This is a genomic window from Kineosporia babensis, assembly GCF_021129305.1.
In the GTDB taxonomy this organism is placed as follows: domain Bacteria; phylum Actinomycetota; class Actinomycetes; order Actinomycetales; family Kineosporiaceae; genus Kineosporia; species Kineosporia babensis.
Genome location: NZ_JAJOMB010000030.1, coordinates 1 through 19,546, shown reverse-complemented (window position 1 = coordinate 19,546; position 19,546 = coordinate 1). Strand labels below are relative to the sequence as shown.

Sequence of the window (19,546 nt, the reverse complement as noted above, 5' to 3'; positions counted from 1 at the left end):
GTGGCTCAAAAGGTAATAATCGGCTACCAGACCGGGGCGTCCTCGCCGTAGAGCCGGGGCGGGTGCGGGTAGGTCAGCGGCGCACCGTACAGATCGAAAGGTGAGGGGACGTAGCGCAGTTCGCCGTACGGGCTGTCGGTCGTGATCAACTCCGGATCGGCAACCCCCTGCACCGGAACGTCGGGCGCCTTGCTGCGGAACAGCAGGTCGGCGGCCCGCACCAGACTCAGCCGGGCGATGCCACTCACGCCGTGGCGCAGCCGCGCGGTCACCAGCCCGACGGTGGCAGCGACCATGCCGTACCCGGTGGCGTGGTCCAGCGCCTGAACCGGCAGGGCACCCGGGCGTCCGTTGCGCTGGCGGTAGACGTCGGCGATGCCGGTGGCGGCCTGCACGATGCTGTCGAAACCGCGGCGCTGAGCCCACGGGCCGGTAGTACCCCAGGCGTCGAGATTGATGACGATCAGGGCCGGGTAGCGTTCGCGCAGGGCTTCGGGGGACAGGCCGAAGCGGTCCAGGGCGCCGTTGCGGTAGCCCAGCAGCACCACGTCGGCGAGCTCGAGCAACTGCTCAGGTCCCTGACCGAGATCCAGCAGGGCGGTACGTTTTCCGAATCCGCTGTCGATGTGCTGGTCCACCGGCTCGGGCAGCGAAGGTGAGTCGATTCGGAGCACGTCAGCACCCAGCGCAGCGAGGGTACGGGAGGCGACCGGCCCGGCGATGACCCGGGTGAAGTCGAGGACCCGCAGGCCGGACAGTGGCAGGTCGGCGCCTGGACGCCAGGCTGCGCCGGGTGAGGAGCCCACGTCGAAGGAGATCCAGTCGCGGGGCAACGGAGCATCCGCCATCGGCGAATCCAGCCACTGCCGACGGGTTCGCACCACCGCTGCGATACCGCCGGCGTCTCCGATCAGCTGCTCCGCATCCAAGGCGGACAAACGCGTGAGGCGCTCACCGACGTCCTCTGCTGTGGATGCCCCTAAAGCCCGCCGCAGGCGATCTGCATGGTGGGGGTAGTTCGCGTGGGTGCGGATCCAGCCGTCAGCGGTAGGGAAGAAGCCGGACAGCTCCGCAAAGCCGAGCGGCCGACGTCCGTTGATCTGCAGGTACCCCAGAGAATTGAAGGCGCTGGCGATCCGGGGCGAGGACGCCCGTAGCGCACCGGGGCGGTCCAGCAGATCGTCTACCGCGGCCGTGGCCAGCCCCACGGAGGCCAAAGCCAGTCCCTCCACATCGAGCGGTCCACCCCACCATCGGCGCGGACCGTAGGGCAGTTCACCGGGGTCCAGTTCCAAAGGCGGCAGGATGCGGGTCACCAGCTGATCATGCCCCAACGCACGCAGGTATTGTCCGCGAACATGTTCTCGTTCGAGCAGCTACGGGGTTTCGTCACTGTCGCGGAGGAGCTGCATTTCGGCCGCGCCGCAGCCCGGTTGTCGATGACCCAGCCGCCGTTGTCCCGGCTGGTGCAGAAACTGGAGCGCGAGGTCGGCGTGCGGCTGTTCGACCGGGACAGCCGGGGCGTTCGCCTGACCAAGGCAGGGGAGGCGTTCTACGGCGAGGCCCGGCGCTTGCTGGCCCTGGCGGAGACGGCACCGGAGCTGGCCAGACGGATCTCGGCGGGGTCGGCGGGAACGCTGCGGGTGGGCTTCACCGGCGGTGCGGGATACGGCGTGCTGCCCCGGCTGCTCAATCATCTCTCGGAGCAGCTGCCCGATCTGGAGCTGGAGCTGTTCGAGCTGGTGTCGCGCGATCAGATCGAGGCGGTGCAGGCGCACGAGATCGACCTGGGCCTGGCCCGCCCGCCGTTCGACACCGCGGTGTTCGGGCATCGGCTGCTGATGCGGGAAGGGCTGATGGTGGCGGTGCCCGACGCGCATCCGCTGACCGGGCTGAAGCGTCCCCTCCGGCCCGAGGACCTGGCCAGTGAGCCGCTGATCATGCACTCGGACGCCAAGGCCCGCTACTTCTACGACCTGGTGGTGGGCCTGCTGCCGGTGCGGCACGACAACGTGGTGCACTCGGTCAGCCAGATCCTGACCATGGTCTGGCTGGTGCAGGGTGGCCGCGGGGTGGCGCTGGTGCCGCAGAGCACCCAGCTGATCCACGCCGACGGGGTGCGGTTCCTGCCGTTCGCCACGCCGACGCCGAAACCGGTCGAACTGCATCTGCTCTGGGCCCACGACAGCCAGAACCCGGCGCTGGCGGTGGCCCTGAAGGCGCTCGAGGACCTGAAGTTCTAGGCCCCCGAGCGCCTTGGGCGACTCGCTCGGGTCAGGTCAGAGCGCGCCACCGGCGTCGACCACGTGGGTCGTGCCGGTCACGTAACGGCCTTCGTCGGAAACCAGGTACATCACGGCGTTGGTGATGTCGATCGGCTCGGTCACCGGCACCGGCAGGGCGTTGAGGGTGTTGGCGGCGACGATGAAGTCGTCGTAGGTGGGGTTCTCGATGTCCGGGCGGAACAGCCGGAACGTGGCGTCGTTGATGATCATCGGGGTCTGCACCGTGGTCGGGTGGATGGTGTTCACCCGGATGTTGTGCGGCGCCCACTCCTTGGCGGCGGTCTTCATCATCGAGACCAGACCGGCCTTGGCGGCCGAGTAGTGGCCGTTGTTGCCGTTGGCCACCATCGCGGCCAGCGAGCTGGTGATCACCACGGAACCGCCGCGGCCACCCTCGATGATGTGCGGGACGGTCGCCTTCAGCGTCTTCCACTGACCGGTCAGGTTGATGTCGACCATCTCGGTGAACATGTCCTCGTCCATGTCCACCAGCGGGGCCATGCTCGAGATACCGGCGTTGGCCAGCACGATGTCCAGGCGGCCGAACTCGGCGACGCCCTCCTTGGCGACGGCGGTCAGCGCGGCCAGGTCGCGGATGTCGGCGGTGCGGGCGATGATCCGGCGGTCCAGCGCCTCGACGGCCTTGACCGTCTCGGCCAGGTCGTCGGCGGTGGAGGTCGGGTACGGGGCGGAGGCGACCTGGGTGTCGATGTCGACGGCGATGATGTCGGCGCCCTCTTCGGCCAGCTTGATCGCGTGGCTGCGGCCCTGCCCACGGGCAGCTCCGGTGATGAATGCGACCTTGCCTGCAACGCGGCCCATGACGGCTGCTCCTTCGGATGGGGGAGGTGGGGACGAACCCGGTTATGACACAGCGTGTCGCAACCTATTGGAGGGAGTTTCCACCTGTCCACCCTAGATTGCATTGAATAGTGTCACGGTTTGTCGTGAGGTGGCTGTGCAGCACGATGATTCCCATGACACGACCTCTCGGTGGTCGCCCGGCCACGACCAGTGCACGCGAACTGGCCGACACCGCGCAGACGCTCTTCCTCGAGCGCGGCTTCGAGCAGGTCTCGGTCGAGGACATCGCGGCCGCCGCCGGGGTCAGCCGGCGCACCTTCTTCCGCTACTTCTCCACCAAGTCCGACGTGCTCTGGGTGGAGACCGAGTCGGAGAACATCCAGTTCGCCAAGCTGCTGGCCGCCGCCGACCCGGACCGCCGCTACGACGAGGTGCTCACCGAGGCCGCACTGAGCGTGCACCGGATCACCACCCCCGACAAGCGCGCATGGGCCCTGCACCGCGCGCAGCTGGTGTTCAGCGTGCCCGCGGTGCAGGCCCAGATCTGGGGCGCGTTCAACGGATGGCGCAGCGAGGGCCGGGCTTTCGCCGCCCGCCAGACCGGCTCTCCGGAAGGCGGTTTCTTTCCGGTCGCGGTCGGCCAGGCGCTGGTCGCGGCGATGCTCACCGGTCACCAGTTCTGGGTCGAGCACCCCGAGACCGAACTGGAACCGGCTCTGGTGCAGGCGCTCTCGCTGCACCTACCGCCCGATCCGCGGTTCTGAGCATAAAACCTGTTTTGCCCGGAACGCTGCGGTGAGTACGGTCCTGCTCAGCATCGCAGCGGGGTCGGCCTCGCTCGGGAGGGAGTCGTCGTCATGACCAAGCTGAACCAGATCATCGCCATCGAGAAGGGCGTCAAGGCCACGGCCGAGCAGGCTTTCGTCACGGCGCACCGGGACGTGCAGAAGAGCGACCCGCTGTCCGGCATCTCGCGCAGCTACACCCCGCGCGACGAGGACGGCCTGCAACTGCCCGCCGAGACCAAGCTGCCGCAGATCCGGGCCACCGAGGTGATCGACCGGGTGACCGGCCAGCTGACCCGGCTGTTCGACGTGACCGCGACCAAGGACGCCGCCAACTGCGAGGCGAAGGCCGACGTGGTGGTCGACGGCCGGACCATCCTGCCCGGGGTCACCGTGACCACCCTGCTGTTCCTCGAGCGCAAGCTGGGCGAGCTGCAGACCTTCATCACGAAGCTGCCGGTGCTCGACCCGGCCGAACGCTGGTCCTACAGCCCGGACGTCGGCGCCTACGCCTCGGCCCCGGCGCAGACCGTGCGTTCCAAGAAGGTGATGCGCAACTGGGTCAAGGCCGAGGCCACCGAGCACCACCCGGCCCAGGTCGACGTGTACACCGAGGACGTTCCGGAGGGCACCTGGACCACGGTCAAGTACTCCGGTGCGCTGCCGGCCGACCGGGTCGGCGAACTGCTGGCCCGTGTGCAGAAGCTCACCGAGGCGGTGAAGCAGGCCCGGGAAGAGGCGAACTCGATCGAGATCACCGACACCGCGATCGGCGCCCCGTTCTTCGCCTACCTGTTCGGCGAGCGGTAACCCCAGACCACCCCGAATGAGCGCGGGGTGTAGGTAGTAAAACTGAGAATCAGCCTGACGGTGGGCTGCTCGGCAGCAGCCACCACTCAATCGTCAGACTATCGCTCAAATCTCAGGGTGAAACACCAGCGGTCCGATCAACCGGGCGTCGGCAAGGTCTGCGAGGCCACGGGTTCAAATCCCGTAAGGCCCTCCATCATGGGCCTTTAGCTCAGCGGCAGAGCGCGCAGGTAATCAGCGTGACCGGCGCCGTTCAAGACGGTCGGGCGGATCTGGTGCACGGGCCCGCAACGGGTCCATCTCCGGTCGCCCGGGGAAGGGTATCCCCGGGCGACCACCTACCTCACGGCCGTCGATGACTCAGTCGGCGATGTAGTACAGCCGCTTGTTGCAGAACTCGTCGAAGCCCAGCGGGCCCAGCTCCCGGCCGAAGCCCGAGCGCTTGGTCCCGCCGAACGGCAACTCGGCCGCCTCACCGGCCGGCGTGTTCACGTTCGCCATCCCCACGTCCAGGCGCCGGGCGATCCGTTTGGCCCGTTCGACATCGGCGCTGAACACCGAGCCGCCCAGGCCGAAACGGGTGGCGTTGGCCAGTTCCACCGCCTCGTCCTCCGAGGCGACCTTGTAGACCACGGCCACCGGCCCGAACAGCTCTTCGTGGAACGCCCGCATCTCGGGGGTGACCCCGGTGAGCACACCCGGCGAGAACTTCGCCGCCGGACCGTCGCCCAGCACCCCACCGGCGTGCAGGGTCGCTCCCTTGCCCACCGCGTCCTTGATCTGCTCGTCGATCGCCTCGGCGGCCCGGCGCGAGGACATCGGCGCATGCGTGGCCAGGTCGATCGCCCTGGCCTTCTCGGTGAGCTCGGCGACGAAGGAGTCGTACACGTCCTCCATCACGATCATCCGCTTGTTCGAGTTGCAGACCTGGCCGTTGTTGTAGACCCGGAAGTCCCACGCGGTCTCGGCCAGCTTCGGCACGTCGGCGCTGTCCAGCACCACCATCGGGTCCGAGCCGCCGAGCTCCAGCACGCACTTCTTCAGGTACTGCCCGGCCAGCGCCGCCACCACGGCCCCGGCCCGCTCCGAACCGGTCAGCGACACACCCTGCACCCGGCGGTCGGCGATGATGGTCTCGACCTGCTCGTGGGTGGCGAAGACGTTGACGTAGGCGCCCTCGGGCACCCCGGCGTCCTTCATGATCTGGGCCACCGCCAGCGCGGTCTGCGGCACACACTCGGCGTGCTTGAGGATCACGGTGTTGCCCAGCACCAGGTTCGGGGCGGCGAACCGGGCGATCTGGTAGGTCGGGAAGTTCCACGGCATGATCCCCAGCACCGGGCCCACCGGCCGGTACTCGACCATCGCCGTGCCGCCGGTGTCCTCGCTGGTCGGGATCGGCCGGTCGGCCGCCAGCCTCGGGCCCTCGGTGGCGTAGTAGCCGAAGATGGCCTGGGAGAACTCGCTCTCCTCCTTGCCCTCGTCGATCGCCTTGCCCATCTCCTGCCGGGAGAGCCGGGCCAGTTCCTCGGCCCGCTCGCCGAACAGGTCCGACACCTTCTGCACGATCGCCGCGCGCTCGGCGATCGGCACCTGCCGCCAGGCGGTGAACGCGGTGTCGGCCGCAGCGATGGCCGTCTCGATCTCGGCGCCGGTGGCGTACGGGAAGGTCTGGAGAACCTCGCCGGTGGCGGGGTCGGTCACCTGGTACGGCGGCTGAGTGGGGCTCATACGGTGTCTCCATCCAGGGGTGGTCTTGTCGTTGCCGAGGAGCCTACTTTGGCCCGGTGGACCCCATCGATGTGGCCGTGGATCTTGCTGGCGTCGACGACCTGCTCACCGACGACGAACGTGACATCCGGGCTGCTGTGCGCACCTTCGCACAAGCCCGGATCGCTCCCCACGTGGCGGACTGGTTCGAGCGGGGAACGGTCGAGGACCCCCGTGGCCTGACCCGCGAACTGGGCCGGCTGGGTGTGCTCGGCATGCATCTGCAGGGGTACGGCTGCGCCGGGATGACGGCCACCCAGTACGGCCTGACCTGCCTGGAACTGGAGGCGGTCGACTCCGGCATCCGCTCGCTGGTCTCGGTGCAGGGCTCGCTGGCGATGTACGCCCTGTGGCGCTGGGGCTCTTCGGAACTCAAGGACGAGTGGCTGCCCCGGATGGCGGCCGGTGAGGCGATCGGCTGTTTCGGGCTGACCGAGCCCGATCACGGTTCGGACCCGGCGGCGATGCACACGCACGCCCGGCGCTATGGGGACGACTGGATCCTCAACGGCCGCAAGACCTGGATCACCAACGGCTCGATCGCCGACATCGCGGTGATCTGGGCCAACACCGACGAGGGCATCCGCGGCTTCGCCGTTCCCACCACGACCCCGGGCTTCAGCGCGCACGACATCCGGCACAAGCTGTCGTTGCGCGCCTCGATCACGTCAGAACTGGTGATTGAGGACGTCCGGGTCCCCTCGGCGAGTGCGTTCGCCTCGGTGCGGGGGCTGGCCGGGCCGTTGTCCTGCCTGAACGAGGCGCGGTTCGGGATCATCTGGGGTTCGCTCGGCGCAGCCAGAACGTGTTTGTCCGCGGCGTTGCGCTACTCGATCGAGCGCTCGCAGTTCGGCCGCCCGATCGCCGGATTCCAGCTCACCCAGCAGAAACTCGCGGACATGGAGGTGGAGTACACCAAGGGCCTGCTGCTGGCCCTGCACCTGGGCCGGCGCAAGGACGCTGGTGTGCTCAAGCCCGCGCAGGTCAGCCTGGGCAAGCTGAACAACGTGCGCGAGGCCCTGGAGATCTGCCGTACCGCGCGCACCGTTCTGGGCGCCAACGGCATCTCCCTGGAGTACCCGGTGATCCGGCACATGAACAACCTGGAATCGGTGCTGACCTACGAAGGCACCGTCGAGATGCACACGCTGGTGATCGGCAAGGCGATGACCGGGATCGACGCGTTCCGCTAGAGCTTCAGATGATCAGGCATCAGCCGCTGCTCACCCCAGGCCACGAACTCGGGAATCCATTCCTCCATCACCCAGGCGAACTGGTACGCCGCCTGCGCGAGGTTCTCGTAGCTGGTTCCCGGGCGCCAGAGACAGTGATGCAGCCGGTTCTCGGGGACCTGCGGTACGACGACGACGTAAAGACAGTCGGCCTCAGCCGTGCGCTCGGGGCCGACCGTGTCCAGGTCGGCCTGCCAGTTCACCCATCCCAGCTGGTACTCCCGCAGTTCACCGTCACGAAGCATCGCGGTCAGCACCGGAAGCACCACCTGAGCGCGAAGGGTTTCCAGGTCGTTGGGGTCGAACAGCTGTGAGGCCGCGTGCGTCATACGCTCACGGTAGGAGTGGCGCTCGCCCAGGGTTTGCCGGTTCTGCGGCTCTCACCCGTCTGCCGCCTGGTGTACACGTCGACCCGCCGGCCAGGCCGCGCTGAAACGTTCGGGCCGGCCCAGGTATGCCCGGCTGCGCCCAGAACGAAAAGCAGTCCAAGACTGTCGGTGGTCCCGGCTACTGTGCCCGTTGTGACCTTGACCCTGATGGCCGTCCACGCCCATCCCGACGACGAAGCCACCGGCACCGGCGGAGTCTTCGCCAAGGCTGCCGCCGAAGGCATCCGCACCGTGCTGGTCACCTGTACCGACGGCCGTTGCGGCGACGGCCCGGGCGGCGTGAAACCCGGCGATGCCGAGCACGATCCCGAAGCCGTCGCCGTGGTGCGCAAGGGCGAGCTCGAACGCAGCGCCAAGGTGCTCGGCCTGGACCACGTGGAGCGGCTCGGCTACCACGACTCCGGGATGATGGGCTGGGACACGAACAAGGCCCCAGGCGCCTTCTGGAACGTCCCGGTCGCCGAGTCCGCCGCCAGCCTGGCCGAGCTGATGCTCCGCCACCGTCCCGACGTCGTGGTCACCTACGACTCCAACGGTGTGTACGGCCACCCCGACCACATCCAGGCCTACCGGGTCACCGTCGCCGCCCTCGAGCAGCTCAAGGCCGCCGGTGGCTGGTACCCGGCCAAGGTCTACTGGTCCTCCCCGCCCTACTCACAGATGAAGCAGTGGGGCGACCTCACCCGCGAGTTCGGCACCGAGGAGGAGAAGGCCGAGGTCGAGAAGTACGAGGCCGAGATGGACCAGGCCCTGGCCCGCGGCGAGCGCCTGCCGATGGGCCTGCCGGACGACGAACTGACCACCTGGGTCGACGTGAAGGCCTGGAGCCAGCAGAAGTTCGACGCCCTGGCCGCCCACGCCAGCCAGTCCGACAGCGCCATGATGCTCGGCCTCGGCGTCGAACGCTTCACCGTGATGATGGGCGTGGAAACCTTCCAGCGCGCCCACGACACCACCGGCGCCCCCGTGCCCGAGGCCGACCTGTTCGACGGCCTGCGCTGAGGCCATGGCCGTCGAGTACCGCACGCTCGGGCGCACCGGAGTCCAGGTAGCCCCACTCGCCCTCGGAGCCATGAACTTCACCGTCCGAGGCGAGGATTCGGTGCAGGAGCCGGTGCGGATCATCCACCAGGCCCTGGAGCGGGGCATCAACCTGATCGACACCGCCGACGTGTACGGGCAGGGCGGCTCCGAAGAAGTGGTGGGCCGGGCGCTGAAGGGCCGCCGTGACAGCGTGGTGCTGGCCACCAAGGCCGGTCTGCCGATGGGTGAGGCGCCTCAACGCAGCGGTAGCTCACGGCGCTGGCTGGTGCAGGCCGTCGAGGAGAGCCTGCGTCGCCTCGGCACCGACTGGATCGACCTGTACCAGGTCCACCGGTTCGACCCGCAGACCGCGCACGAGGAGACCCTGGCGGCTCTGACCGATCTGCAGCACGCCGGGAAGATCCGGTACTTCGGCACGTCCAACTACCAGGCCTATCGCCTGGTCGAGGCGCAGCACGCTGCTCACGACCGGGGTTTGAGCGGTTTCGTGTCCGAGCAGGCCAACTACTCCCTGCTGATGCGCGGCCTGGAACGCGATGTGCTGCCGGTTGCCCAGCAGTACGGCCTGGGCACGCTGATCTGGGGGCCGCTCAGCGGTGGCTGGCTCAGCGGTGCCGTACGGGCCGGGCAACCGATCGACACCAACCGCGCTCGGCACTTTCCCGCGTGGTTCGACCTGGATGTGCCGGTGAACCAGCGCCGCCTGGACGTGGTGGAACAGCTGGCCGGCGTGGCCGCGGGAGCAGGGCTCACCCTGATCGAGCTGGCCCTCGGATTCGTCACCGCGCACCCCGGGGTCACCGCCGCGATCATCGGGCCGCGCACCCGGGAACACCTTGAGGCTCAGCTGGCCGCGCTCGAACTCAGACTGCCCGACGATGTGCTCGACGCGGTGGACATGATCGTCGGCCCCGGGAGCGACCTGGCCCCCGGAGAACGCTACGACCTGCCCTCCGACCTGCAGAACCCACGGCTCAGGCGGCGGCCCTAGAAGTCGACGGGCCTGCAGGGTGCATCACCAACCCCAGTCCTCCACCACCCAGCCGCCCTGCGGGTCGCCGACGAGCTTGATCACCTGAGTGTTCAGCAGCGGGTTGTCCTCGGCGTACTCCACGTCCACACCGGTGGCCCGGGCCGCCACCCAGGTCCGGATCGCCGCACCGTGGCTGACCACGGCCGCACAGCCCACGCCGCTGGCTGCGATCTGCTCGATCACCGCGTCGTAGCGGCCCAGAGCCTCGGCGCCGCTCGGGCCGCCGGGCATCTGCACGTCGGTCTGGCCGGCGGCCCAGCTCATCGCGACCTTGACGTACAGGTCCACGGACTCGAGGTCGTTGTTCATCTCCAGGTCGCCGGCGTCCCACTCGCGGATGCCGTCGTGAATCGCCACCTCCAGCCCGCGGGCCTGGGCCAGCGGGGCGATGGTCTGCTGCGTACGGACCAGGGTGCTGGCGTGCAGGGCGTCGATGGTTTCGTCCTTGAGCCGGTCCACCAGCAGTTCGGCCTGCTCGCGGCCGAGATCGGTGAGGTCGGCACCGGGGCGGGCGGTGTCCAGGGCCCCGGCCACGTTGGAGTGGGTCTGGCCGTGACGGATGAGCAGGAGACGCATGAAGAACCTTGTCTGTCGGGGATCCAGCTCCTCCATCTTGACCCAGGCCGGCCCCCGGACCGGTGTTCGGTGCCCGAGACGTGTACCACCGAGGATCCGGCTCAGGTCACGACTGCCTGCCGGACTATGCTCAGGTTGAGAGCGAAGTGCCCAGGAATGCCTGATGGGGTGGGATCGGTGCCGGTCGACCGATGGCTGGACGTGTTCCGGGACCGGATCGGCTGCGCTGGCGCTGACGGGGGTTTCGGCGGTGAGGTCCTGGCGGCCGATGCGGACGACCGGGGTTCCCGGGTGCGGGTGCGCTGGGCCGACGGCCGGTATGACGCCTACGAGGTACGGCCGTGCGAGTGGGCGCTGGCCGCCGAGCCATGGGTGGACGAATGCGTGCTGATCCGTCACCTGCAGTGGTCGGAAAGCCAGAGCGAGGTGCTGACCGCGATCATCGTCGCCACCGACGGCACGGAGTACGTCATCGGCCGTCATGGCACCCGAGCCGACCAGAGCCGGCTGATCGAGCGTCTCCTGCTGCCACAGGCTCCGGGTCCGGTAGCGCTGGCCGAGGTTCTTGCCTTTCTGTCCACCTCACCAGACGCGATTCTCGTGGAAGGCGCATTCGGACGTCCCCCATTGATCTCTTTCCCGGCGGGCCAGGAGATCCAGGCCTGGCTGCACCCGACACGACTGTCGCGTGATGGCGACCTCGTGCGCCTGGAGTTCTTCTTCTACGCCTGGCGCTGGGAACACCCTGCTGTCACCGAGGTGCGCAAGGGCTTCGTGGAGGTGGGACCCGGACGGGAAGCGTTCTTCGACCACTTCGCGTTCCGCGATCTGCCAGAGATCCCGATGACGCGGCGGATGACTCGTGAGCGTGTGGCCGAACTTCTGGCCACCGAGTTGTATCTGGAACCGGACGAGGCACTGGTCGGCGAGCGGTTGCTGACGTTGCGGGACGTTCCTGTCGGCGTCCGACCGGTCTGGGTGAAGCAGGCCGCGGCGGTCGGCGATCTGCTGACTGTGCTGCTGGCGCAGGATGGCACCGAGTATGTGCTGACCGCAGGTCTAGGACGAGGATCGCGCGCGCTCGCGGAGCGGATGCTCTCGGCCGGTGAGCACCAGGAATTGGCGGACCTGCTGGCCTTCGCGCAGGGCGAGAAACTCGTGGATCCCGAGGCTCCGGTCATGGAGCGGATCCGGGCGCAGGTGTGGCCGCTGCGCTGCACCGATGCAGGGCTCAGTTTCTTCACGCACCGATACGCCGAGCAGGGCGAGGGTTTTGAGGTGTTCCGGTGGACGGCCAACGTGACGGAGGGTTGCGAGACGCTCCTGGTGAAACAGCCGTTCGCCGATCTTCGCCCGAGCAGCGTGAAGCGGCATCACCCACCCGCCAGGCGCCCTCGTCCCCTGACACCGGAAGCGCTCCCGGTAGCCGACTGGGTGCGGGAGGTCTGCTGGGATCGCTTCTTGCCAGTTGGTCGGCTGACCATGATGACTCGGATGGAGCGCGGTCTGGCCGAAACACACTGGGTGCAGCAGGTCGTGACGCTGGACAACGACTCCTGGATGCTCGACGAGACCCCGATCGAGAATACGCGGCTGGATTCGGTGATTGTCCGGACGGTGGACGGTACGGATTTCGTCCTCGGCCCGGGCGAAAGAGCTGACGAGGCAGCAGAACTGGTTCTGCGGGTTCGGTCCGGCGGGCGGCTCGAGGAACTCGCGGACGTGATGCTGCGCGGCGCCCTGCCCGACGTTGGTGCAGGGCTTCTGGTCGAAGGGACAGACATCGATCCGCCGCTCGAGGACATCCACCCCTGGGGCGCTCAGGTGCGAGAGTGGGCGCATCCGCTGCGTGCTGCCCGCGACGGAGCTTCCCTGAGCATCGATTTCTTCTCCTACCACCGCACCGCTGAGCAAGAAGTGGCGCTGGTGCGTTGGTCGGTCAGGGCACAGGAGAACCTCGATGACGCCCCCAGTGCAAGCGTCACCTGTCACGAGGTAGCCCGACTGGGAGACGAAATCGTGGTGCACGATCAGCCCCGGGTCCTGCGACAGGCGAGTGTCAGCCCCCCGGCGCGCCGCGCCCGGCGTGCTGCCTTCGACGTTCCGGTCCGCGAGAACTACGGTCTGGCACTGCAAAAGGTGGCGTGGGTTGACCGGCTCGGCGTAGAGAAGGCAACGGGGTCGACCTTAAGCTGGTACGCAGACATTGCCGCGGTGCACATCCGTGCGCACGACGGGGCTGAATATCTCCTCGGGCAGTACGACTCCTACGAGGACGAGATCCGACTGGTGGAGCGGGTACTGCTGTCCACGGATCAGCCCCACGAACTGGAGGCGCTGGCCGAAGCGCTGGCCAGTGGCCGGAACGAGGACCTGGTACGGGCTGCCCCGTCTGAGTGGGGGGGGCAACCGCCGGTGGGCGGGCGGGTCCATCCGCTGCGTCACGAGCGTGAAGGGCCGATCGTCAGGCTCCAGTTCTTCAGCAGCCGCTGGTACGAAAGCTGCCCTCCGGTCGGTGTGGTGCTGAAGTGGTTCATCCAGGTGGGACCGGACACGCCAACGGTGTTCGAACGCCACGCCCTGCGGTGACCGGCGGATCCGGGTCCCGGCCCAGATCCGCCCGTCGGCGTAGTCCGCTCTTGCGCCTGTGGATCTTTAGCGCACGGTGACAACCGCGCGCTGATAGTGCTTCAAAGCCGGCGTGCCATCGTCCTCAATTTCGAGAATGACGTGGATGGTCGAACCGGTGGGAGCATCGGCCGGAACGGTGAAGCGGGCGCTCTTGGTTTCGGCGCCCTTGATCTCGACCGTGCCGTCGAACGTGTCCGCGTCGGTGTACTGCCACCAGCGGTACGTCAGCTTGTCGCCGTCGGGGTCGGATCCGTGGCCGTCGAGCCGGATGCTCTGCCCTGGGCGGGCCTTGAGGTCTACCCCTTGCTTCACCGAGCCCTCCGGCACGTGGTTCGCCTTACGGTACGAGGGCGTAATGCCCCAGTCGGCGCGGGCGGCGAAGTCGTTCTGGATCTCGCGGACCCAGCGGATCAGGGGGTAGCTGCGTGGCGGGGAGCCGTACGGGCTGACGTCGGTGGTGTCGAGCCACCCGGTGGCGTTCGGGGTGAAGCGTCCGCCCCAGCCTCCCCACGTCGGGTCTTCGCTGGAGCGCAGGCCGTTGCAGTCGAAAAGGTACATGAACGCGGGGGAGTCACCCTCCGAAATGAAGTCGTGCACGGCGTAGTTCAGGTTGGACTCCGGCCGCCAGCGGTTGTTCTCGTCATCGCCGGGCGTCGGCTTGCCGTCGCGATAGGTGCGGTACTGCTCGAGCAGCGGCCCGTGCCCGTTGAGCAGGTACTTCTCCATGTAGGGCGCCTTCAGGACGTCCTGCAGCGGGGCGGGCACCGTGCTGGTCCAGGCGTAGGCGAACGACCAGAACTGGCTCTGGTTATCGATGATCTTGATGTCCGGCCAATTCGGCTTGATGTAGTCGGCCAGCGTGGAGTCCTGGGTGAGGATGTTGTAGATGACGACCTTCTGGCTGACCTCACGCTGGATCCGGGGCCAGGCCTTGGTGCCCTGGTACTGCTCCTGAATCGACTTCAGCGCCCGTGCAGTGGCGTTCGTGCCGCCCCAGGCCTGGATGTTCAGAGTGCGCCGGTCCTTGTCCAGGATGGTCTTGCGGATCAGTTCCGAGCCCTCGGTCACTTCGGTCATCTCGCCGACATTGCTGATGTTGCCGATCTTGTACAGGCTGCGCAGCTTGGCGGGGGAGGGGTAGCCGTCGGCGTGCTTGCGCAGGTTGGGGTAGATCTTGGCGTAGCGGTCGATGTAGTCGTTCACCCACTCCGTACCGGTCCAGCGGTAGGGCTGGACGTCGTCACCGTTGCCCGCCCAGTGGAAGCGTGAGCTGGTCAGGATGATCCCGGCGGTATCGAACTCGTTGGCGTAGTAGAGCCAGCGGATGAACGAATCCATGTCGTCCACCTCGCCGTCCTGGGTGATGATGATCCGCGGCTTGACCTGCTGATTCTGCCGGCCTTGGCGGTCCTGACCGGACCGGTCGGCCGTCGAGGGCGCGATGGATGCGACGGCCGTGCCGGGCATCAGCGTCAGGGCGAGCAGCGCGGCTGCGGCGACAAGAGTCTTGGGACGAGGCACGTCAGGGTTTCCCTTCCTGGAACGTCATTGGACCGGAAGTGAATATCCATTCGATAGTGAATGAAGGGCGTGGTCATCGTGCGCGATGTGCCGGATATGCGTCAAGCAGATGGCGGCTAAGCAAGCGCTCACTGGTCGTCTTAGGATGACCGGGCCGAGCGCAGTGGCGCGATCGGCCCACCCGTAACCTGCCTGGTCGACCGGAAAGCCTGATGAACCTCTACCTGCGCCTGTTCCTGACCATGCTGCTGGGACGATTCCGGTCCAAGGTGTCGGTCTGGGAAGGCTCCCGCACCCCGTTCCGCGTGCTGCCGAACGACCTGGACGTGTTCCGGCACCTGACGAACAGTCGCTACCTGGCCTTCTGCGACCTCTCCCGGCTCGACCTGCTGGCCCGGGCCGGCTACTGGCAGGAGATCACCGGCCGCGGCTGGTACCCCGTGGTCACCGCCCAGACCATCACCTACCGGCGCTCGCTGAAGCCCTGGCAGAAGTTTCATGTGCACACCCGCATGCTCGGCTTCGACGACCGGCACACCTACCTGGAGCAGACGTTCGTCGCGCGCGGTGAGACCACCGCCCGCGCAGTGGTTCAGGCCCGATTCCTCAAGCGCAGCGGCGGTTCAGTGACGCAGGCCGAGCTGGAGGAGTCGGTGGGCGGTTACCCGGCCGATCTGGAACTCCCGGTCTGGGTGAAGGAATGGGCCGACAGCGTGCGGATCTCGAAGAACCCCACTGCTTGAGGACGTTGTTGCTGGGTGAGGTGTCCGCTTACCTCGGGTGGCGGATCAGGAAGGCGTCCAGCGCATCTTCGTGCTCCAGCGTGAAGCCGTGCCGCTCGTACAACCTGCGGGCCGGGCTCTGCTGCAACACATCCAGCCGCACGATCTGCCCGTCGGCGTCACACTCCTCCAGTAAAGCGGCCAGCACGGCGCTGCCCAGCCCCTGCCCCTGAAACTCCGGCACCAGGTAGAACTGCTCGATCCAGCGGCAGTCCTCGGCCTGCCGCAAGGCAACACATCCCGCGAAAACCCCGCCGACCTCGATGATCCGCACATTCGCGGGCACCCAGCGCACGTACAGGTAATGACGGGCCGAGCTCTCGTCCCACGGGCGAAGCCGCTCCAGGTGCTCGCGGATCACCAGAACCTTCAGATCGGCGATGCGGTCGACGTCTTCGGGGACAGCGGGGGAGAAAGTCCAGTCGGCCATGGCCGCATCGTAAATCCTGCCGCCAGAGCCCGGACCCGAGGGTGGGAACCGGGCCGGGTCATGCGCGGCCCAGCCACCCGCGGTCAGGCTGAATGCGGTCGGTTCACTCGGCCGTCCCGATACGACTCAGTCCAGGACGGCCACGGCGTCGACCTCGACCAGGTACTCGGGTGAGGCGAGCGCGGCTACGCCGATCCCGGTGAGTGGCGCCTGGATCTTCACGCCGAGTTTCTGCTCGGCCCGCGCGATGCCCTCGCCGGAGGCCGCGATCACGTCGGGCGTCATGTTCACCGCGTAAACGTTGATCTTCACGACGTCGTCGAAGGTGGCGCCGGCGGCGGCCAGCACCTTGGCCACGTTCAGGTAGGCCTGCTCGATCTGGGCCACGTAGTCGCCCTTGCCGACCGTCTCGCCGTTCTCGTCGATCGGGACCTGACCCGCCATGTGGACCATTTTCGAACCACTGGCCACCGAAACGTACTTGTACAGCGGCACCTCGGGCAGACCGGCGGGGTTCTTCAGGCTGATGGCCATGTTTCGTCTCCTTGCAGGCGTTCGTCGACGGCGGGAGCCAGCGACCCGGAAAACATAACATAGCTATGCCATGTATCATCGACGCATGGCGAGACCGAAAGATCCGGCGGTGCGAACCCTGTTGCTCGAGCGCGCGGGGCAGATGCTGCGCACCCGCGCCCCGATCACCCTGCGCTCCCTGGTGGCCGACACCGGCTACTCGACCATGGCCGTCTACACGCATTTCGGCAGCATGGACGGGCTGTGGACGGCGCTGCGGCAGGAGGGCCACACCCGGATGGGCGTGCTGTTCCGGGAGCTGCCGACCACTGACGATCCGGTGCTCGACCTGGCCGCCCACGTCACCGCGTACATCCAGAACGCGCTCGATCACCCCGACCTGTACCGGGTCATGTTCGACGCCACGTTCGGCCTGGACGATGCTCAGGCAGCGGACGACGGGCTGGAGTGCATGGTGCAGTCGGCCCTACGCGGGGTCGAGGCCGGCCGCTTTGCCGAAGACGTCGTGCCGCTGGACCTGGCGGTGCAGACCTGGGCCGTGGCCCATGGCCTTTCCTCGCTGGTGGCCAACGGGCCTCAACCGGTCGAAACGTTGCGGCACGGCCCGCTGCTGCTCGAAGGACTGTTCGTGCGGGTGGGCGACAAGCTGGATCGTTGCCAAGCCTCGGTCGGGCAGGCATGGAAACAGGCGGGGCTACCGATGGCGGGGTAGAGCTGTTCAGGGCAGCTGCGAAGCCACCTTCGCCAGACCGTCTCTGATCAGCTGCCCATAAGCATCATCGCCCAGCGCGCCGACGGACTCCTCGGCCTGCCGGAGGTGCTCACGAGCACGCTCAAGATCCCCAAGTTTGCGGTAGCACTCACAGAGATTGAGGTGCAGTGACGGATAGAGACCAGCCACAGAAAGCTCCACCCCGCTCGCAGCCATGCGCTCATCGGTGAGCCGTTCCGCCGCGGCGAGAGCGCGCAGGTCCCAGGCCAGTTCCTGCTCCACGTCGTCCTGGGCGTCGGCCATCGAGTGCGCCAGCGTGCACAGATGCAGAGGATCAGCGTCCCCTTCGCTGATCTCGTGCCAAAGCTCGGTGAAGGCAGCGATCGCGGCGTCGGTGTCCCCCTGGTGCCGAAGCTGAGCGGCAGCACCGATGCGTAGCAACACTGGGTCGGTGATCACGAGCAACCTCCTGGAAAGATGATCAGCCGTTTCAGATGAGGGCCGGTCCAGCGAGCATTCTGAGCGCAACCGGCGTGGCGCTACGTAGAACGCCACTATGGCTCAGTCGTAGAGGGTAGGAAGAGCCCTTGGCCGTACCGGGGCATTTCCTCACTCCGACCCTGATCGATCGAACGGGTCTGATGCGGCGCTTACGATGTTCACCGGGCTCAACCGATCGCAACCCTGGGGCCGTTGATCTCCGCAACAACCCGATCCAAGTGAGCTCGGTCTGGTGTCATGACCGGATGCCCGTCGTCCTCCGCCCGCCGCTCTGGCAGCGTCTGGTTTGTGGAGGCGCCATGGTCTGCCTGATGGCCCTGCTGATTGTCGGAGGCGCGCTCGAACCAGAACGCCGGTTGCTGAGCTGGATCGGCGCGCTGGCCGTCGGCGTCGTAGCCGTTCGCGCCTGGGTGCTGCGCATCGAGGCCGGGAGTAGTGGGGTAGTGGTGGTGAACTATCTGAGGACGAGGCGATTGGCTTGGGCTGAGATCAGGCGGGTTTCGTACGGCAACGGGCTGGTTTTCGAGCTGACGGACGGCCGAAGTCTGGGATCGGCTGCTTTCCCGCACGTGTTCCAGGGGCTGGACATTGCTAGGGAACCCGGACGGCAAGCGGTTCGGCGACTGCAGCGACTCAAGGTCAGGCAGGCTCGGCGCTGAACCGGTCTGCTGGTTGAACGCGGTCGCTTCCGATGGGCGTACGTGGAGGCGCTGCGGCAGCGGATCCACCTTTGGCGAGACGGGAGGTGGTCCGCCGGTAAGGGGCCGGGCAAATCTGGTCATTTCGCTCTGACCTGGGCGGTTCGCAGGAACGTTGCCGCGGAGATGATCACATGGGAAGGTCGCCGGATGGAGTCCTCCCGCCGAGACCTGTTGCGCTGGCAGTTCGACCTGGCCTGGTCGTTCTTCGAATACCACCTGGAGCGCCTGGAAGACGGCGACTTCCTGTGGGAGCCCGGTCCGTTGTGCTGGACGATGAACCCTCAGGCCGACGGCACCTGGGAGCCGGACTGGGCGGAGAGCGAGCCCGACCCGATCCCGGTGCCGACCATTGCCTGGACGAGTTGGCATCTGACCTGGTGGCTGGGCAGTGCTCTGGAGCAGGCGGCCGGTCGTGAGCCGCTCGATCCACTGACGGTTGCCTGGCCTGGAGTGGGCGAGCCCGCGGTGACCCTGTTGCGTGAACTGGGGGCCCAATGGGTCGCGGTGCTGGACGGGCTCGATGACGAGACCTTGGCTGCAGCGACGTCCTACCCCTGGCCCGCCGACGCTGGGCGAACGGTGGCGGACACGGCTGCCTGGGTGAACGCCGAACTGATGAAGAACGCGGCCGAGATCGGGACGCTCCGACTGATGAAGGCCTCGGGGGAGACCAGCGCCGGCTGACGGAACCAACCGGATGACCCGCTCGAGGGCATCGAGTTCTGAACGGAGGTTCAGGCTCGGTGCCCTTCCTGCGTTCCGAGGCGACTCCTGACCAGCGGGTTCGGGGGCCTCCTCTGCTGGCACCGGGCAGGCGAACGAAGACGCTGAAGCAGGGGGTTGGCGGGAGGGGCCGATCCTGGTAATGTCTTCCAAGGCCCTGCAGCCGGTCGCCTTGTGCGGCGGGCAGGTTCTGAGAGCAACGGACGCGTGAGCGGCCGGTCTCGGGATTCAGTGGCCTTCATTTTCTGCAACTGTCTGAGCAGTGCATGCTCATGCCCTTCGT

20 protein-coding genes are annotated in these 19,546 nt (G+C 67.4%); 11 read left to right on the top strand and 9 right to left on the bottom strand.

Annotated features, from left to right (window positions below; all coding sequences use genetic code 11):
* Positions 1–23: 23 nt before the first annotated feature.
* Positions 24–1,316, bottom strand: a complete 1,293-nt coding sequence (locus LR394_RS43455) for a CoA transferase (protein WP_231449299.1) — start codon at positions 1,314–1,316, stop codon at positions 24–26.
* 42 nt (positions 1,317–1,358) lie between these two features.
* Here LR394_RS43455 and LR394_RS36675 point away from each other — a divergent pair, with 42 nt between their 5' ends.
* Complete coding sequence (locus LR394_RS36675) at positions 1,359–2,243, top strand: LysR family transcriptional regulator (protein ID WP_407937193.1); 885 nt, start codon at positions 1,359–1,361, stop codon at positions 2,241–2,243.
* A gap of 36 nt (positions 2,244–2,279) precedes the next feature.
* Here the strand turns inward: LR394_RS36675 and LR394_RS36670 are convergent, their stop codons facing one another.
* Positions 2,280–3,107 (bottom strand): mycofactocin-coupled SDR family oxidoreductase, encoded by an 828-nt coding sequence (locus LR394_RS36670; protein WP_231449297.1) that lies wholly within the window; start codon positions 3,105–3,107, stop codon positions 2,280–2,282.
* Positions 3,108–3,262: 155 nt separating this feature from the next.
* Between LR394_RS36670 and LR394_RS36665 the strand changes: the two genes are divergently transcribed.
* Positions 3,263–3,853, top strand: a complete 591-nt coding sequence (locus tag LR394_RS36665; RefSeq protein ID WP_231449296.1) for an acyl-CoA-like ligand-binding transcription factor — start codon at positions 3,263–3,265, stop codon at positions 3,851–3,853.
* Positions 3,854–3,946: 93 nt separating this feature from the next.
* The gene (locus LR394_RS36660) at positions 3,947–4,684 is read left to right on the top strand and encodes a DUF7873 family protein (RefSeq protein WP_231449295.1); all 738 of its coding nucleotides are present in this window, start codon (positions 3,947–3,949) and stop codon (positions 4,682–4,684) included.
* A gap of 360 nt (positions 4,685–5,044) precedes the next feature.
* On the opposite strand, the gene LR394_RS36655 is transcribed toward LR394_RS36660, so the two are convergent.
* A complete protein-coding gene (locus LR394_RS36655; protein ID WP_231449294.1) occupies positions 5,045–6,415 on the bottom strand; it encodes an NAD-dependent succinate-semialdehyde dehydrogenase in 1,371 nt (456 codons plus the stop codon).
* Between the two features lie 56 nt (positions 6,416–6,471).
* Here LR394_RS36655 and LR394_RS36650 point away from each other — a divergent pair, with 56 nt between their 5' ends.
* Positions 6,472–7,647 carry an acyl-CoA dehydrogenase family protein gene (locus tag LR394_RS36650; RefSeq protein ID WP_231449293.1) on the top strand — a complete coding sequence of 392 codons (1,176 nt, stop codon included), beginning with the start codon at positions 6,472–6,474 and terminating at the stop codon, positions 7,645–7,647.
* Here the strand turns inward: LR394_RS36650 and LR394_RS36645 are convergent.
* Positions 7,644–8,015: a hypothetical protein gene (locus LR394_RS36645; RefSeq protein ID WP_231449292.1), complete on the bottom strand. Its 372-nt coding sequence runs from the start codon at positions 8,013–8,015 to the stop codon at positions 7,644–7,646. The genes LR394_RS36650 and LR394_RS36645 overlap by 4 nt on opposite strands.
* Positions 8,016–8,222: 207 nt before the next feature.
* Between LR394_RS36645 and LR394_RS36640 the strand changes: the two genes are divergently transcribed.
* Together LR394_RS36640 and LR394_RS36635 are read left to right on the top strand one after the other, a co-directional pair.
* On the top strand, positions 8,223–9,077 hold the full coding sequence (locus tag LR394_RS36640) for a PIG-L family deacetylase (RefSeq protein WP_407937192.1): 855 nt from the start codon (positions 8,223–8,225) through the stop codon (positions 9,075–9,077).
* A 4-nt stretch (positions 9,078–9,081) separates the two neighbouring features.
* Complete coding sequence (locus tag LR394_RS36635; RefSeq protein ID WP_231449290.1) at positions 9,082–10,110, top strand: aldo/keto reductase; 1,029 nt, start codon at positions 9,082–9,084, stop codon at positions 10,108–10,110.
* Positions 10,111–10,134: 24 nt separating this feature from the next.
* Here LR394_RS36635 and LR394_RS36630 read toward each other — a convergent pair whose 3' ends face one another.
* A complete protein-coding gene (locus tag LR394_RS36630) occupies positions 10,135–10,728 on the bottom strand; it encodes a histidine phosphatase family protein (protein WP_231449289.1) in 594 nt (197 codons plus the stop codon).
* 426 nt (positions 10,729–11,154) lie between these two features.
* Here LR394_RS36630 and LR394_RS36625 point away from each other — a divergent pair, with 426 nt between their 5' ends.
* Entirely contained in the window at positions 11,155–13,317 is a 2,163-nt protein-coding gene (locus tag LR394_RS36625; protein ID WP_231449288.1) for a hypothetical protein, read from the top strand.
* 66 nt (positions 13,318–13,383) lie between these two features.
* On the opposite strand, the gene LR394_RS36620 is transcribed toward LR394_RS36625, so the two are convergent.
* Complete coding sequence (locus LR394_RS36620; protein ID WP_231449287.1) at positions 13,384–14,880, bottom strand: DUF1593 domain-containing protein; 1,497 nt, start codon at positions 14,878–14,880, stop codon at positions 13,384–13,386.
* 212 nt (positions 14,881–15,092) lie between these two features.
* Between LR394_RS36620 and LR394_RS36615 the strand changes: the two genes are divergently transcribed.
* On the top strand, positions 15,093–15,623 hold the full coding sequence (locus LR394_RS36615; protein ID WP_231449286.1) for a thioesterase family protein: 531 nt from the start codon (positions 15,093–15,095) through the stop codon (positions 15,621–15,623).
* A gap of 28 nt (positions 15,624–15,651) precedes the next feature.
* On the opposite strand, the gene LR394_RS36610 is transcribed toward LR394_RS36615, so the two are convergent.
* Both LR394_RS36610 and LR394_RS36605 read right to left on the bottom strand, forming a co-directional pair.
* On the bottom strand, positions 15,652–16,092 hold the full coding sequence (locus LR394_RS36610; protein WP_231449285.1) for a GNAT family N-acetyltransferase: 441 nt from the start codon (positions 16,090–16,092) through the stop codon (positions 15,652–15,654).
* Positions 16,093–16,218: 126 nt separating this feature from the next.
* Positions 16,219–16,626: a RidA family protein gene (locus LR394_RS36605; protein WP_231449284.1), complete on the bottom strand. Its 408-nt coding sequence runs from the start codon at positions 16,624–16,626 to the stop codon at positions 16,219–16,221.
* Positions 16,627–16,711: 85 nt separating this feature from the next.
* Here LR394_RS36605 and LR394_RS36600 point away from each other — a divergent pair, with 85 nt between their 5' ends.
* Positions 16,712–17,338 (top strand): TetR/AcrR family transcriptional regulator, encoded by a 627-nt coding sequence (locus tag LR394_RS36600; protein WP_231449283.1) that lies wholly within the window; start codon positions 16,712–16,714, stop codon positions 17,336–17,338.
* Between the two features lie 6 nt (positions 17,339–17,344).
* Here the strand turns inward: LR394_RS36600 and LR394_RS36595 are convergent, their stop codons facing one another.
* The gene (locus tag LR394_RS36595; protein WP_231449282.1) at positions 17,345–17,797 is read right to left on the bottom strand and encodes a tetratricopeptide repeat protein; all 453 of its coding nucleotides are present in this window, start codon (positions 17,795–17,797) and stop codon (positions 17,345–17,347) included.
* A 287-nt stretch (positions 17,798–18,084) separates the two neighbouring features.
* On the opposite strand from LR394_RS36595, the gene LR394_RS36590 reads away from it, so the two are divergent.
* Both LR394_RS36590 and LR394_RS36585 read left to right on the top strand, forming a co-directional pair.
* A complete protein-coding gene (locus LR394_RS36590) occupies positions 18,085–18,498 on the top strand; it encodes a PH domain-containing protein (protein ID WP_231449281.1) in 414 nt (137 codons plus the stop codon).
* A gap of 189 nt (positions 18,499–18,687) precedes the next feature.
* A complete protein-coding gene (locus LR394_RS36585; protein WP_231449280.1) occupies positions 18,688–19,224 on the top strand; it encodes a DinB family protein in 537 nt (178 codons plus the stop codon).
* Positions 19,225–19,546: the final 322 nt, after the last annotated feature.